Origin of the sequence: Ancylobacter sp. (assembly GCF_965249975.1) — a bacterium.
Taxonomy (GTDB): Bacteria; Pseudomonadota; Alphaproteobacteria; order Rhizobiales; family Xanthobacteraceae; genus Ancylobacter.
The window spans coordinates 512,937-527,022 of record NZ_CBDFNE010000003.1 but is presented as its reverse complement, the minus strand read 5'-3'; the positions used below and the strand labels follow the sequence as shown (position 1 = coordinate 527,022).

13 protein-coding genes are annotated in these 14,086 nt (G+C 67.0%); 4 read left to right on the top strand and 9 right to left on the bottom strand.

What is annotated here, in order from left to right; translation table 11 throughout:
* Position 1: 1 nt before the first annotated feature.
* Complete coding sequence (gene alr / locus ACP2AH_RS02700; protein WP_425104379.1) at positions 2-1,123, bottom strand: alanine racemase; 1,122 nt, start codon at positions 1,121-1,123, stop codon at positions 2-4.
* Positions 1,124-1,259: 136 nt separating this feature from the next.
* Here alr and ACP2AH_RS02695 point away from each other — a divergent pair, with 136 nt between their 5' ends.
* On the top strand, positions 1,260-1,721 hold the full coding sequence (locus tag ACP2AH_RS02695) for an Lrp/AsnC family transcriptional regulator (RefSeq protein WP_244377105.1): 462 nt from the start codon (positions 1,260-1,262) through the stop codon (positions 1,719-1,721).
* A gap of 12 nt (positions 1,722-1,733) precedes the next feature.
* Here the strand turns inward: ACP2AH_RS02695 and ACP2AH_RS02690 are convergent, their stop codons facing one another.
* The 3 genes from ACP2AH_RS02690 to ACP2AH_RS02680 are packed head-to-tail and all read right to left on the bottom strand — an operon-like array spanning position 1,734 to position 6,981.
* Positions 1,734-2,279: a GNAT family N-acetyltransferase gene (locus tag ACP2AH_RS02690; RefSeq protein WP_425104378.1), complete on the bottom strand. Its 546-nt coding sequence runs from the start codon at positions 2,277-2,279 to the stop codon at positions 1,734-1,736.
* A 47-nt stretch (positions 2,280-2,326) separates the two neighbouring features.
* On the bottom strand, positions 2,327-3,250 hold the full coding sequence (locus ACP2AH_RS02685; protein ID WP_425104377.1) for a DUF429 domain-containing protein: 924 nt from the start codon (positions 3,248-3,250) through the stop codon (positions 2,327-2,329).
* A gap of 14 nt (positions 3,251-3,264) precedes the next feature.
* A complete protein-coding gene (locus tag ACP2AH_RS02680; RefSeq protein ID WP_425104376.1) occupies positions 3,265-6,981 on the bottom strand; it encodes a vitamin B12-dependent ribonucleotide reductase in 3,717 nt (1,238 codons plus the stop codon).
* A 580-nt stretch (positions 6,982-7,561) separates the two neighbouring features.
* Between ACP2AH_RS02680 and ACP2AH_RS02675 the strand changes: the two genes are divergently transcribed.
* From ACP2AH_RS02675 to ACP2AH_RS02665, 3 genes are all read left to right on the top strand, one after another.
* On the top strand, positions 7,562-8,752 hold the full coding sequence (locus ACP2AH_RS02675; RefSeq protein ID WP_425104375.1) for an MFS transporter: 1,191 nt from the start codon (positions 7,562-7,564) through the stop codon (positions 8,750-8,752).
* A 96-nt stretch (positions 8,753-8,848) separates the two neighbouring features.
* On the top strand, positions 8,849-9,256 hold the full coding sequence (locus ACP2AH_RS02670) for an NADH:ubiquinone oxidoreductase subunit NDUFA12 (protein WP_425104714.1): 408 nt from the start codon (positions 8,849-8,851) through the stop codon (positions 9,254-9,256).
* 131 nt (positions 9,257-9,387) lie between these two features.
* Positions 9,388-10,047 carry a DUF2155 domain-containing protein gene (locus ACP2AH_RS02665; protein ID WP_425104374.1) on the top strand — a complete coding sequence of 220 codons (660 nt, stop codon included), beginning with the start codon at positions 9,388-9,390 and terminating at the stop codon, positions 10,045-10,047.
* Here the strand turns inward: ACP2AH_RS02665 and aat are convergent.
* The 5 genes from aat to ACP2AH_RS02640 all read right to left on the bottom strand — a co-directional run bounded on the left by aat (position 9,978) and on the right by ACP2AH_RS02640 (position 14,079).
* Positions 9,978-10,658: a leucyl/phenylalanyl-tRNA--protein transferase gene (aat, locus tag ACP2AH_RS02660; RefSeq protein ID WP_425104373.1), complete on the bottom strand. Its 681-nt coding sequence runs from the start codon at positions 10,656-10,658 to the stop codon at positions 9,978-9,980. The genes ACP2AH_RS02665 and aat overlap by 70 nt on opposite strands.
* Positions 10,659-10,786: 128 nt before the next feature.
* On the bottom strand, positions 10,787-12,139 hold the full coding sequence (gene accC, locus ACP2AH_RS02655; RefSeq protein ID WP_425104372.1) for an acetyl-CoA carboxylase biotin carboxylase subunit: 1,353 nt from the start codon (positions 12,137-12,139) through the stop codon (positions 10,787-10,789).
* Positions 12,140-12,149: 10 nt separating this feature from the next.
* On the bottom strand, positions 12,150-12,626 hold the full coding sequence (gene accB / locus ACP2AH_RS02650; protein WP_425104371.1) for an acetyl-CoA carboxylase biotin carboxyl carrier protein: 477 nt from the start codon (positions 12,624-12,626) through the stop codon (positions 12,150-12,152).
* Positions 12,627-12,659: 33 nt separating this feature from the next.
* Positions 12,660-13,103, bottom strand: a complete 444-nt coding sequence (gene aroQ, locus ACP2AH_RS02645) for a type II 3-dehydroquinate dehydratase (protein ID WP_244377093.1) — start codon at positions 13,101-13,103, stop codon at positions 12,660-12,662.
* Positions 13,104-13,293: 190 nt separating this feature from the next.
* Entirely contained in the window at positions 13,294-14,079 is a 786-nt protein-coding gene (locus ACP2AH_RS02640) for a DsbA family protein (RefSeq protein ID WP_425104370.1), read from the bottom strand.
* Positions 14,080-14,086 lie beyond the last annotated feature (7 nt).

Here is a 14,086-nt window from a genome sequence, read left to right as displayed (position 1 = left end):
CTCAGCGATAGACGCGATGATAGCGCCTGCCGAGCGCGGTGAGGATTTCGTAGGGAATGGTGCCGGCGTCGCGCGCCACGTCTTCCAGCGTCTGGTGCGGGCCGATGATCTCGACCAGCGTGCCGAGCGTGAGCGTGCCGGGGGCAAGCGCGGTGGCGTCCACGGTGAGGCTGTCCATGGACACGCGCCCGACGATCGGCAGCCGGACATCGCTCTGATAGACCGCGCCGCGATCGCTCAGCGCGCGTGGCAGTCCATCGGCATAGCCCACCGAGACGGTGGCGAGCCGGCGCTCGCCGGAGGTGACATGCACGCCGCCATAGCCGACCAGGGCGCCCGCCGGCACGAGCCGGGTCTGCACCACGCGCGCGTCGAGCCGCACCACCGGCTGCATCGGGTTCGGCACGCCGGCGGTCGGTGCGCCGCCATAGAGCGCGATGCCGGGGCGCACGAGCGCGCCGTGATAGTCCGCCCCGAGAAAGATGCCGCCGGAATTGGCGAAGCACGGCTCGATGCCGGGAAACGCCGCCGCGAAACGGCGCATCACCGCCAATTGCTCGGCGTTCTGCGGGCTGTCCGGCTCGTCGGCGCTGGCGAGGTGGCTCATCACATGCAGCAGGCGCACGCCTTCCAGCCGCGACGGTTGCTGAAGCAGGATGTCGACTTCCTCCGGCGGCAGGCCGAGGCGCGACATGCCGGTGTCGAACTGCAAGAGCGCCGGCAGGTCCGCTCCGCGGGCGCGGGCGCAGTGGGACCAGTTGGCGAGCTGTTCGAGGCTGTTGAGGACGGGAATGATACCCGCCTCCGCACAGGCGCGCTCAGCGCCGGGTTGCAGGCCGTTGAGCACATAGAGCCGCGCGTCGCGGCCGAGGGTGCGAACAATGGCCTGCGCCTCGCTGAACTGGGCGACGAAGAAGTCGCGGCATCCCGCAGCATGGAGCGCCGGGACGACGCGCGCCGCGCCAAGGCCATAGGCATCCGCCTTGACCACGCCGGCCACGCGCGCGGCCCCGACCCGCTGCTTGAGCTGCCGGTAATTGGCGGCAAGCGCCCCGAGATCGATGGTCAAGATACCCGGCGCGGTGTCGATCGCCGTCTGGTCATTGGAGATCTCGCCGAACATCGCCCGCCTCATCCTCGCTTGCCGAACGAGGATTGAGTATAGCGGAGCAATCATGCACATTTTCCGCGATCTGTGCATGATTGCTGCATCGATGCGCCATTTTGCACGTATCAGCGAATTTTTCGAAGGAATCGCCGTGAGCGCTTTGGATTCGATCGACCGCAACATATTGCGCCTGCTGCGCCTGGATGCGCGCATGCCGAGCGCGCAGATCGCCGCCGAGGTCGGGCTCTCCCCCTCCAGCTGCCAGCGGCGCATCAAGGCGATGGAGCACAGCGGCGTCATTCGCGGCTACACCGTGCTGGTCGACCATTCCGCGCGCGATGCCGCCATTGCCGTGATCATCAACATCACGCTGGAACGGCAGACGGAGGATTACCTCAACCGCTTCGAAGCGGCGGTACGCCGGCACCCGGAAATCCGCGAGTGCTTCCTCATGACCGGCGGTTCGGACTATCTGCTGCGCGTCGAAGTCGAGACACCGGCGGAGTTCGAACGCATCCACACCGAGATCCTGTCGACCCTTCCGGGCCTCTCGCGCATCCATTCGAGCTTCTCGATCCGCAACGTGCTCGCCAATGGACGCCGCGCGCGCTGATCCGGCTCACGCCTATGGCGCGGGCGCGTCCGCCGTCGCGCGCCGCTCCAGCAGCACCACCGGCTTCCCGCCATAGACCCCCTGGGCGTAACGGGTGAAGCCGAGCTTGCCGGCGACATGGAGCGACGCCGCGTGATCGGGCTCGATCATGCAGGTGAAGCGGGCGCCGTGGCGATGCTCCTCGCCCCAAGCGAGCACCGCGCGCATCGCTTCTTCCGCCAGCCCTTTGCCCTGCGCTTCCGTGCGCAGCGCCCAGCCGGCTTCCATCGTGCCCTCGATGGAGGGTTCGAGCGTGCGCTTCATGTCATGGAAGCCGGCTTCGCCGAGCAGGGCCCCGCTGACGCGATCCTCGATGACGAAGAAGCCGAAGCCGAGATGATGCCACAGCCCTGCCTGGCGCAGGAAGCGCACCCAGGCCGCCTCGCGGCTCAGCGGCTGCCCGCCGATGAAGCGCACCACCGCCGGCTCCGCCCACATGGCGGCATAGGCGTCGAAATCCTCCATCCGGTGTGGACGCAGGAACAGGCGAGGGGTGGTGAGGGTGGGGGGAAGATTCATCGGGGATCCAGATTGGCGTGTGTCGGCCCGCTCGGGCGGGGGGCGGGCTATCGTCCGAGAATCCATCCCTCCCAGACGGTTGCCTCTGGCCAAGGATAGCTCATTTCTTTCCGACGACCTTCGACCACCTCGATCATCTTGACCATGCCCGCAAAGGCATCAAAAGCATCCTCGCCTGTCTTTCTCGGCCCGAAGCCTGCGTCGATCTGAGCGATAAGTGATGGGGACAGTTGAATTGAGTTGGTGTTTGCCCAGCGATGAATGGCGGGAGCCTTGCCTAAGCGATCAGCCTGCTGGCTCTTGCTTTCTCGTCGAAGAAAGCGACCCTCAAAAATTGCATAGGCCTCGGCCGGATAGGTCTCAGCAAGAACAACTCCGGCACGCCGAGACAGGTCTGCCAACGTGCCGTCAAATGGCCAAAGTAGCGCACCGTCCAGCATGGCCGGGCGGATTACCCCGTGCCAGCCGTTCAGTGCGGCCTTGCCAACCTGGTTGCCGCCGAGTGTCCAGAACAGGGCACAACCTTCAGGGCCATGCTCGGTCCTTCGTTCGCATTTCCGTAACAGGTCGGCGAACGTCAGGACGCTTAGGCCGGTCGTGAGGTCAGTCCGTGTCGACCCTTTCCGGGAGACACGGGGATAGAACGGTCGCTGTAGGGAAATCTCTGAGGAAGTGTCGGCGACCCTGAAAAAGTCGGACCAGTCGCCCTCTCCAAAGCCTCTCAGTGCGGCCGGAAAATCAGCAAAGCCGGTTTGCACGCCATAGGCCGATGGAACGCCGATCGGAAAGTCGAAGCCGACCAGAACGCGTCCATTCCGACCAATCTCCGCGAGCTGTTGAACAAAGACAGAGGGAGAAGCTGCCTTAAAGGCGGAATCGATAAGCCACCCGTCTTTCTGACGGGTGGCCATCGTCATCCACCTCTTCCGTTCATCCATGCTCCAGTCCGCATGGATGAGGTGGTCGAACATGAGCCTGACCTTGCTCAGCTGCACCCGGTCGTGCTTCCGCAGGTCTCGCACTTCAGGCAGGTGCCGTTCCGCACCATGGTGAAGTTCTGGCACTCGGGGCAGGCTTCGCCCTCATAGCCCTTGGCGCGGGCGATGGCGCGGGCTTCCGCCTTGGTCGGGCCGCTCGCCGCCGGGGCCGGGGTGGGGGCGGACCAGGGCAGGGCGTCGGTGCTGCCCAGCTCCAGTTCCTCCTCGTCCATCGGCTCCGCCTTCAGCGCCGTGGCGCCCTGGATGCCGCCGCGCAGCGCGGTGACATTGGAGGCCGCGCCGGCGGGCGCCGTCGGGGTGCCGGCCGGCACCACCATCAGGCTCACATTCTTGCCGCGCATCAGGCCCTTGGAGACCATGCGCGAGGCGGCCGAGGTCGGGGAGGCCTTGCCCTCTTCCACGCCCTTGCCCAGCGCGTCGAAATGCGACTCGCTCGGCTCGACATGGCCGAGCTCGTGGCGGCCGAGATAGGACACGGCGAGCTCGCGGAAGATGTAGTCGAGGATCGAGGTGGCGTACTTGATCACCTCATTGCCCTGCACCGGGCCGGCGGGCTCGAAGCGGGTGAAGGTGAAGGCGTCGACATACTCCTCCAGCGGCACGCCATATTGCAGGCCCAGCGACACCGAAATGGCGAAGTTGTTGATGAAGGAGCGCAGCGCCGCGCCTTCCTTGTGCATGTCGATGAAGATCTCGCCGAGGCGGCCATCATCATATTCGCCGGTGCGCAGATAGACCTTGTGCCCGCCGACCACCGCCTTCTGGGTGTAGCCCTTGCGGCGGTCCGGCATCTTCTCGCGGTCGCGCAGGGCGACGACGCGCTCGACGATCTTCTCCACCACCTTCTCGGTGATCTGGGTGGCGCGGGCGGCGGCGGGCTTCTCCAGCAGCGCCTCGACCGCGTCCTCCTCGTCGTCCTCGTCGGCGATGAGCTGCGAGTTCAGCGGCTGGGACAGCTTGGAGCCGTCGCGGTAGAGCGCGTTGGCCTTCAGCGCGAGGCGCCAGGAGAGCAGATACGCCTCCTTGCAGTCCTCCACCGTCGCCTCGTTCGGCATGTTTATGGTCTTGGAGATGGCGCCGGAGAGGAAGGGCTGCGCCGCGGCCATCATCAGAATGTGGCTGGTGACGGAGAGGTAGCGCTTGCCGATGCGCCCGCACGGATTGGCGCAGTCGAACACCGGATAGTGCTCGGTCTTGAGGAAGGGCGCGCCTTCAAGCGTCATCGCGCCGCAGACATGGATGTTGGCCGCCTCGATGTCCTTCTTGGAGAAGCCGAGGAAGGGCAGCAGCTCGAAGGCCGGGTCGGCCAGCTTGTCGGCCGGCACGCCGAGCTTGGCCAGCGCCTCGTCGCCGAGCGTCCAGCGGTTGAACACGAACTTGATGTCGAAGGCCGCCTTCACGCTGGCGTCGATCTTCGCCAGCATGGCGTCGTCGAAGCCCTTGCTGCGCAGGGTGGAGTGGTTGATCGCCGGCGCCTGGGTGATGGAGCCGTGGCCGACCGCATAGGCCTCGATCTCGGCGAGCTGGCTCTCGGAATAGCCGAGCGTGCGCAGCGCCTCCGGCACGGCGCGGTTGATGATCTTGAAATAGCCGCCGCCGGCCAGCTTCTTGAACTTCACCAGCGCGAAATCGGGCTCGATGCCGGTGGTGTCGCAATCCATCACCAGGCCGATCGTGCCGGTGGGCGCGAGCAGCGTGGTCTGGGCGTTGCGGTAGCCATGCGCCTCGCCGAGCGAGAGGGCGAGGTCCCAGGTCGCCTTGGCGCGCTCGACCAGCAGCTTCTCGGGCACCTTGGCATGGTCCAGCGGCACCGGGTTGGTGCTCAGCCCCTCATAGCCGGCCTTCTCGCCATAGGCGGCGCGGCGGTGGTTGCGCATCACCCGCAGCATGTGGGGCGCGTTGGGGGTGTATTCCGGGAACGGGCCCAGCTCCTTGGCCATTTCGGCCGAGGTGGCGTAGGCGACGCCGGTCATGATCGCGGTGAGCGCGCCGCAATAGGCGCGGCCTTCCGCGGAATCATAGGGGATGCCGGAGGTCATCAGCAGGCCGCCAATATTGGCGTAGCCGAGGCCGAGCGTGCGGTAATCATAGGAAAGCTGCGCGATTTCCTTCGAGGGGAACTGCGCCATCAGGATCGAGATTTCGAGCACGACGGTCCACAGCCGGCAGGCATGCTCATAGCTCTCCACGTCGAACGTGCCGTCCGCCTTGCGGAACTGCAGCAGGTTCAGCGAAGCGAGGTTGCACGCCGTGTCGTCCAGGAACATGTATTCCGAGCACGGGTTGGAGGCGCGAATCGGGCCGCCGGCCGGGCTGGTGTGCCAGTCATTGATCGTGGTGTGGAACTGGATGCCGGGGTCGGCGCAGGCCCAGGCGGCATGGCCGATCTTCTCCCACAGCTCCTGCGCCTTCAGAGTCTTCACCACCTTGCCGGTGATGCGGGAGGTCAGGTTCCAGTCCGCATCCGCCTCGACCGCGTTCAGGAACGCGTCATCGACGCGCACCGAATTGTTCGAGTTCTGGCCGGAAACGGTGAGATAGGCCTCCGAATCCCAATCGGTGTCGTAGACCGGGAACTCGATTTCCGTGTAGCCCTGCTTGGCGAACTGCACGACGCGGCGGATATAGTTCTCCGGCACCTGCGCCTTCTTGGCAGCGCGGATCTCGCGCTTCAGGGCGGGGTTCTTTTCCGGGTCGTAGCAATCGTCACCCTCGCCCTCGCAATTCACGCAGGCCTTCATCACGGCCTTCATGTGCTTGGCGACGGTCTTGGAGCCGGTGACGAGAGCGGCGACCTTCTGCTCCTCCTTCACCTTCCAGTCGACATAGGTCTCGATATCGGGGTGGTCGACATCGACCACCACCATCTTGGCCGCGCGGCGGGTGGTGCCGCCGGACTTGATGGCGCCGGCCGCACGGTCGCCGATCTTGAGGAAGGACATGAGGCCGGAGGAGCGGCCGCCGCCGGAAAGCTTCTCGCCCTCGCCGCGCAGCGCGGAGAAGTTGGAGCCGGTGCCGGAGCCGTACTTGAACAGGCGCGCCTCGCGCACCCACAGGTCCATGATGCCGCCTTCGTTCACCAGATCGTCGCCGACGGACTGGATGAAGCAGGCATGCGGCTGCGGGTGCTCATAGGACGACTTGGAGCGGGTCAGCTCGCCGGTGACATAGTCGACATAGAAGTGGCCCTGGCTCGGGCCGTCGATTCCATAGGCCCAGTGCAGGCCCGTGTTGAACCATTGCGGCGAGTTGGGCGCGGCCATCTGCATGGCCAGCATGTAGCGGTGCTCATCGAAGAAGGCCTGTGCGTCCTCCTCCGAATCGAAATAGCCGCCCTTCCAGCCCCAATAGGTCCAGGTGCCGGCCAGCCGGTCGAACACCTGCCGGGAATCGGTCTCGCCGACATAGCGCTCTTTTTCGGGGAGGGCGCCGAGCGCCTTCTCATCGGCGACGCCGCGCCAGAGGAAGGAGGGGACAGTCTCCTCCTCGGCCTTCTTCAGCCGCGCCGGCACGCCCGCCTTGCGGAAGTACTTCTGCGCGATGATGTCGGTGGCGACCTGCGAGAAATGCTCCGGCACGTCGATGGCTTCGAGGCGGAACACCACCGATCCGTCAGGATTGCGAATCTCGCTCGTCGCCTTGCGGAACGCGATGTCCGCATAGGGTGAACGGCCGGCCTGCGTGTAACGGCGCTGGATGCGCATTCTGGTTCGTCCCCGGTTCGGGCGGACCTGTCCGCGGCCCGCGTATCGATCTTCAAAGCCTCGGACCTGCGTCCGCATACCCCGTCATCCGAAATCGAACGGCCAAGCGACCGCTGCGTTCCGGTGTGTTGTTGGTACGCACGTGGAACGCATAAACGCCCCGCCGGAAGGTGGTACCGGCGATGGAGCCCGCTTCAATCTGGATGAGCCGGTCCGCTAAAATCACGCTGCGACCGACGGCGCCAAACTGTCCGACTCCTTCGTGCCCGTCAACCTTGCGTCACAAACTCTAGTGTGGAGTGTGTGAAAAAATCGCTAAATCTAGATGGGGGCACCACACATCGCCCGCCAGGGGCGAACCCCAATCGAGAGGGGATTCGGCCGCTGAGTCCAGCGCCAATCCGCGTCCTTCGAAACAGCCGGTGAACAGTGGGGATGACGGGCATCACCGCACTTTGCGCTTTTGCCATTTTCCCTTCGCACGACGGCAAGGGCGCGCTGACCCATCGGCATCTGGACAGCGGCGGCCCCGGGTCCCCAAATGACCGGCAACACCGTTCTTCCAACCTGGCATGCCCCGATGACCTCGATCCCCGACGCGCCCCCCGCCGCCGGCGCCCCGACCTTTTTCCTGCTCGCGCTCGCGGCGGGGCTCGGCGCCGCCAATCTCTATTACGCCCAGCCGCTGATCGCGCTGATCGCCGACGACATCGGCCTCGACGAGACACTGGCCAGCCTCGTCGTCACCGTCGGGCAGCTCGGCTATATCGCCGGCCTGCTGCTTCTGGTGCCGCTGGGCGACATCGTCGAGAACCGGCGCCTCATCTCCGCGATCCTGCTGTGCGCCGCGGCCGGTCTCGGCTTGGCGTTCCTCGCGCACGCACCGGCCGTGTTCCTTCTGGCGGCGCTGGTGTTCGGCATCGGCTCGGTGGTGGCGCAGGTCGCCGTGCCCTTCGCAGCGCATCTGGCCCGGCCGGAAGAGCGCGGCCGCAAGGTCGGCAGCGTGGTGAGCGGGCTGATGACCGGCATCCTGCTGGCACGGCCGGTGTCCTCCCTGCTCGCCCACTGGTTCGGCTGGCGGTCGGTGTTCCTCATCGCCGCGCTGGCAATGCTGGCGCTGGCGGTCGGCCTGCGTCTCGCCTTGCCGCCCCGCCACCCCGGCGGGCGCACCAGCTACGCACGCCTCGTCGGCTCGCTCTGGCCCCTGCTGCGTTCGCAGCCGGTACTGCGCCGCCGGGCGCTCTATCAGGCGGCCATGTTCGCGGTCTTCACGCTGTTCTGGACGGCGGTGCCGCTGGAACTCGCCGGGCCGGAATTCCGGCTCGGCCAGCAGGGAATCGCGCTTTTCGCTCTGGCGGGGGCTGCCAGCGTCGTCATCTCGCCGCTCGCCGGCTGGCTGGCCGACCGGGGATGGTCGAGGATCGCGACGGGCGGGGCGCTGGCGCTGGCGCTGGCCGGCCTCTTGTTGACCGAACTCGGCAGCGGCACGTCCTCGTTGATCGTGCTGGCGCTCGGCGCCATCGTGCTCGACTGCGCGGTGACGGCCAATCTGGTCTTCGGCCAGCGCGCCATTTTCATGCTGGCACCGGAAATCCGGGCGCGGCTGAACGCGCTCTATATCGCGACCTTCTTCTTCGGCGGCGCTCTGGGCTCCGCCGTGGCGAGCCCGCTCTACGAACTCGGCGGCTGGGGAGCGGTGACGGTGGCGGGCGGCGCCGTACTGCTGCTGGCGCTGGCCTATTATGCCACGGAGTTCCGCAGCCGTGGTTAAGCGCCGCGCCGGGCCGCGCGCGGCTGGACTTCGCGCGGTGCGGGTGGCATGTTCCGCGCGAGATCGACGGCCGGCGCAGGGACGAATTCCGTGAAGATTTCCGACTTCATCACCGAGACCTTCACCTGGTGGAACGCCCAGACCATGGGCACGCGCTTCCACACTTGGCGGCATGGAGAGTTCGTCGGCACGGACGAGTTCGGCAACCGCTACTACCGCACCAAGGGCCGCAAGATCGACCCCTCGCTCGGCTTCGAGCGCCGCTGGGTGATCTATAATGGCTATGCCGAAGCCACCGCCATTCCGCCCGGCTGGCACGCCTGGATGCACCAGCGCTCCGACGTGCCGCCGAGCGAGGAAACCTATGTCGCCCGCGAGTGGGAGCAGCCGCACCGGCCGAACCCCACCGGCACCGTCAATGCCTACCACCCGCCCGGCTCGGCCATCGGCTTCGGTCATCGCCCCGCCGTGACGGGCGACTACAAGGCCTGGACGCCCGAGTGACGCCCGCCGCGCCGGCGGGGCAGGCGGGGCTGCGCGCGCCATTTTCGCGGCTGCCCCGACATCGCCGCATTGCCCGGCATCTTGGCCCCCTGCGCGCGCCGGAGGGGCAGTGCGCTTCGCGAGGCTTTCCGGTGCACGGCATTTCCGCTTTCCGACCGTTCCTGCGCTCCGCGCTTCTCGCCGGGGTGATGCTGGCGGGCTTTGCCGCCGCGCCTGTCGCTGCCCAGGGGTGGCAGGGCGGGGTGGAATCACAGCCGCTGGCACCACCGCCGCAGATGGAAGGGCCGGTCGAAGACCCCGATTCGCCACCGGGCGGGGCGGGTGTGCCCTCGATCATGGAGGACCCCGACGCCGGTGCGCCGCGCGCGCCCGCCCAGGCGCCGGCGGAAGTGCCGGGGCAGGCGACCGTCGGTCCGAGCGGCGACATCGAGGTGATTCAGCCGCCGGAGCAGAAGATCGAGAACCGCACCGCCGAGTTCTCCGGCCTCGACAAAATCACCGGCCGCATCACCAGCTTCGACGTGGCGATCAACGAGACGGTGCAGTTCGGTGCGCTGCGGATCACGCCCCGCGCCTGCTACACGCGGCCGGAGACCGAGCAGCAGAACACCACGGGCTTCGTCGAGATCCAGGAAATCGCGCTCGACGGCAAGGTGCAGCCGCTGTTCGGTGGCTGGATGTTCGCTTCCAGCCCCGGCCTGCACGGGGTCGAGCACCCGATCTATGATGTGTGGCTGACCGACTGCAAGCAGACCGCCCCGGTGATCGCCTCGCCGGGCGGCCAGCAGTAGAAATCCCCTTCGCCCGCTTCCGACGCCTGTGCCAGCAGCCGGCTATACTGGCGCTTGGGCACTTCGATCGCGCCGAAGCTGCGCAGGTGATCGGTGACGAACTGGGTGTCGAGCAGCACGAAGCCGCCCTTTTTCAGCCGCGCCACCAGATGCACGAGCGCCACCTTGGAGGCGTCGCGGGCGATGTGGAACATGCTCTCGCCGAAAAAGGCCCGCCCCAGCCGGACACCGTAGAGGCCGCCGACCAGCGCGCCATCCTGCCAGGCCTCGACGGAGTGGCAGTAGCCACGCGCGTGCAGGTCGCAATAGAGCTTGCGGATGCGCCGGTTGATCCAGGTCGAGCCGCGCCCGTCGGCGGGGGCGGCGCAGCCATCGATCACCGCCTCGAAGTCATGGTCGATGCGGATCTCGAAACGGTCGGCGCGCACCGTGCGGGCGAGGCGGCTCGTAAGGGTGAAGTCGTCCAGCGGAATGATGCCGCGCCGCTCCGGTTCGATCCAGTAGAGGCCGGGGTCGTCGGCGCTCTCGGCCATCGGGAAGATGCCGCAGGCATAGGCCTTCAGCAGCACGTCCGGGGTGATCTCGACCTGATGTTCGCGCGGGTGTGACATGACGCCAGCATGACCGAGATGCGCAGCGCTGTGAAGGCGCCGTGCCCTTTGGCACGGCGACGGCGGACATGAAAATGGCCGGGACATGCCCGGCCATGATGTCGTTCGAGAGTTGATCTGAAGGCGCCTCAGGCGCCCGGCTCGCCCTCGGCGAGGAAGTGCTCCAGCCAGTGGATGTCGTAGGCGCCGCGCTTGATGTCGTCATTCTCGACCAGCTCGCGGAACAGCGGCAGCGTGGTTTCGATGCCCTCCACCACGAACTCGTTCAGCGCCCGCTTGAGCCGGGCGAGGCACTCCTCGCGGGTGGCGGCGTGGACGATGAGCTTGCCGGCGAGGCTGTCGTAATAGGGCGGGATCGTATAGCCCTGATACACCGCCGAATCGATGCGCACGCCCGGCCCGCCCGGTACGTGCCAGTAGTCGATGCGTCCCGGCGAGGGCCGGAAGGTGCGCGGATGCTCCGCATTCACCCGGCATTCGATGGCGTGGCCGTTGAGCTTGATGTCGTCCTGCGTCACGCTCATCGGCAGGCCGGCAGCGACGCGGATCTGCTCATTGATGAGATCGACGCCGGTGATCGCCTCGGTCACCGGATGTTCCACCTGGATGCGGGTGTTCATCTCGATGAAGTAGAACTCGCCATTCTCGTAGAGGAACTCGATGGTGCCCGCGCCGAGATATTTAAGGTCGCGCATGGCCTGCGCCACCGTTCCGCCGATGCGGGCGCGCTGTTCCGGCGTGAGGATGGGCGAGGGGGCCTCTTCCAGCACCTTCTGGTGACGGCGCTGCAGCGAGCAGTCACGCTCGCCGAGATGGATGGCGTTGCCCTTGCCGTCGCCCAGCACCTGGATTTCGATGTGCCGGGGCGTGCCGAGATACTTCTCGATATAGACCGCGTCGTCGCCGAAGGCGGCGCGGGCTTCCGAGCGCGCGGTGGAGAGCGCGGCGGACAGTTCCTGCTCCGAGCGCGCCACCTTCATGCCGCGCCCGCCACCGCCGGCGGCGGCCTTGATGAGCACGGGATAGCCGATCTCGTTGGCGACCTTCATCGCCTCGTCGTCGGAGGTGACGCCACCATCCGAGCCGGGCACGCAGGGAATGCCGAGCCGCTTGGCGGTCTTCTTTGCCTCGATCTTGTCGCCCATGATGCGGATGTGCTCGGGCTTCGGCCCGATGAACTGCACGCCATGGTCGATGAGGATTTCCGCGAAGCGCGCATTCTCGGCGAGGAAGCCATAGCCGGGATGCACGGCTTCGGCACCGGTGATCTCGCAGGCGGCGAGCAGGGCCGGAATGTTGAGATAGCTGTCGCGGGCCTGCGGCGGGCCGATGCACACGCTCTCATCCGCCAGCTTCACATGCATGGCGTTGGCGTCGGCGGTGGAATGAACCGCCACGGTGGCGATGCCCATTTCCTTGCAGGCGCGCAGCACGCGCAGGGCGATCTCGCCCCGATTGGCAATCAGGATCTTGCCGAACATCAGGCGCGCCTCACTCGATGATCAGGAGTGGCTCGCCATATTCGACCGGCTGCGCATTCTCCACGATGATACGGGTCACGGTGCCGGCGCGGGGCGCGGGAATCGCGTTCATGGTCTTCATCGCCTCGACGATGAGCAGCGTCTGGCCTTCCTTCACCACCGAGCCGACCTCGACGAAGTACTTCGCGCCGGGCTCGGGGCCGAGATAGGCGGTGCCCACCATCGGCGAGGTGACGAGACCGGGATGCTTCGACAGGTCGGCCACGGGCGCGGCAGAAGCCGGCGCAGCGGCCGGTGCCGGAGCGGCGGCGGCTACGGGGGCCGGCGCGACCGCAACCGGGGCTGCATAGACGGTGGGCGCGGCGCGGACGACGCGGATGCGCAGATCCTCGTGCTGCACCTCGATCTCGGTGAGGTCGCTCTCGGACAGCAGGTTGGCGATCTCGCGCACGAGCGCGGGGTCGATGTTCGGCTTGTTGGTTTTCATCATGATCCCGTGACGGTCGCTCGCCCGTCTCCCTCAGCTGATCTTGCCACCGGCGGTGGCGAGCGCATCGATGGCGAGCCGGTAGCCGTCGATCCCCAGGCCGCAGATCACCCCACGGGCGACCGGCGAAATATAGGAATGATGGCGGAAGGCTTCGCGCGCGAAGACGTTGGACAGGTGGACTTCGACGACAATGAGGCCGGCCGCCTTGATGGCGTCGGCGATGGCGACGGATGTATGGGTATAGGCCGCCGCGTTCAGCACCACGCCACGCGAGCCGCGCGCTTCCTGCAGGAAGGTGACGAGCTCGCCTTCATGGTTGGTCTGGCGGAAGACGAGGTCGAGGCCATGGCGCTCGCAGGCGGCGCGGCAGGCGGCCTCCACATCGGCGATGGTCGCACGGCCGTAAATCTCCGGCTCGCGCGTGCCGAGCAGGTTCAAATTCGGTCCGTTGAGAACATGCACCGTGTCGGGCATCGCGCCTCGTTGAGCCAGCCGCCGGCGGCCCCATGCCGGGACGGCCGCGGGTTTATAGGCAATGGCTGGCCTCGCGCCAAGCCCTGCCGTGCTTTCCCTTGGATTATCCCCGGCCGGCGGACCTCGCGGCGGGGGCGCATCCGGCGCGGTCCGTGGGGGCGGTCCGCGCCGGAGCTTCAGCCACGGACGGTCAGCACTGGGTCTTGCCGCACTTGCGCACGGAGGCAATGGCGTCCTTCAGCTGGTCATGGCCGACCGCGCCGACCACCACCTGGTCGCCCAGCACATAGCTCGGCGTGCCATCGATGCCGAGCGCCTCGGCCAGTTGCAGGTCGTCCTGCAGCGTGGCGTTGACTTCCGGATTGTCGAGCGCCTTCTCCAGCGCGGCCTTGTCGACGCCGGCCGCGACGGCGGCCTCGATCGCCTTGTCCTTATTGGCCTGGCCCCGTTCGCCGAGCAGCTTCTTGTGGAAGTCGAAATACTTGTCCGGCGCGGTCAGGCGCACGGCGACCGCCACGCGTGCCGCTTCCACCGACCCCGGTCCGAGCACCGGGAATTCCTTGAGGATCACCTTGAGCTTGGGGTCGCCCTTGATGAGGTCGACCATGTCGCCCAGTGCGCGCTTGCAGTAGCCGCAATTGTAATCGAAGAACTCGACCAGGGTGACATCGCCCTGCGGGTTGCCGACCACGACGCCGCGCGTGGTGTCGTAGATGCGGGGCTTGAGCTCGGCCACCGCCGCCTCGCGCTGCTTGGCTGCAGCCGCGGCCTGGCGCTGCTGCAGCACCACGATGGCTTCCTGAATCACCTCGGGATTGTTCACGAGATAGTCGCGGATGACGCTCTCGAATTCCTTGCGCTGAGCATCGTCGAGCGCGGAGGCCGGTGTGTGCGCCGCGCCGAGCAGCAGGCCGGCGGCAAGGCCGAGCGCGAAGGTCGCGCGGCCGGCGCGGCGGAGGAGGCGAAGGGGCAGCATGGGAGTC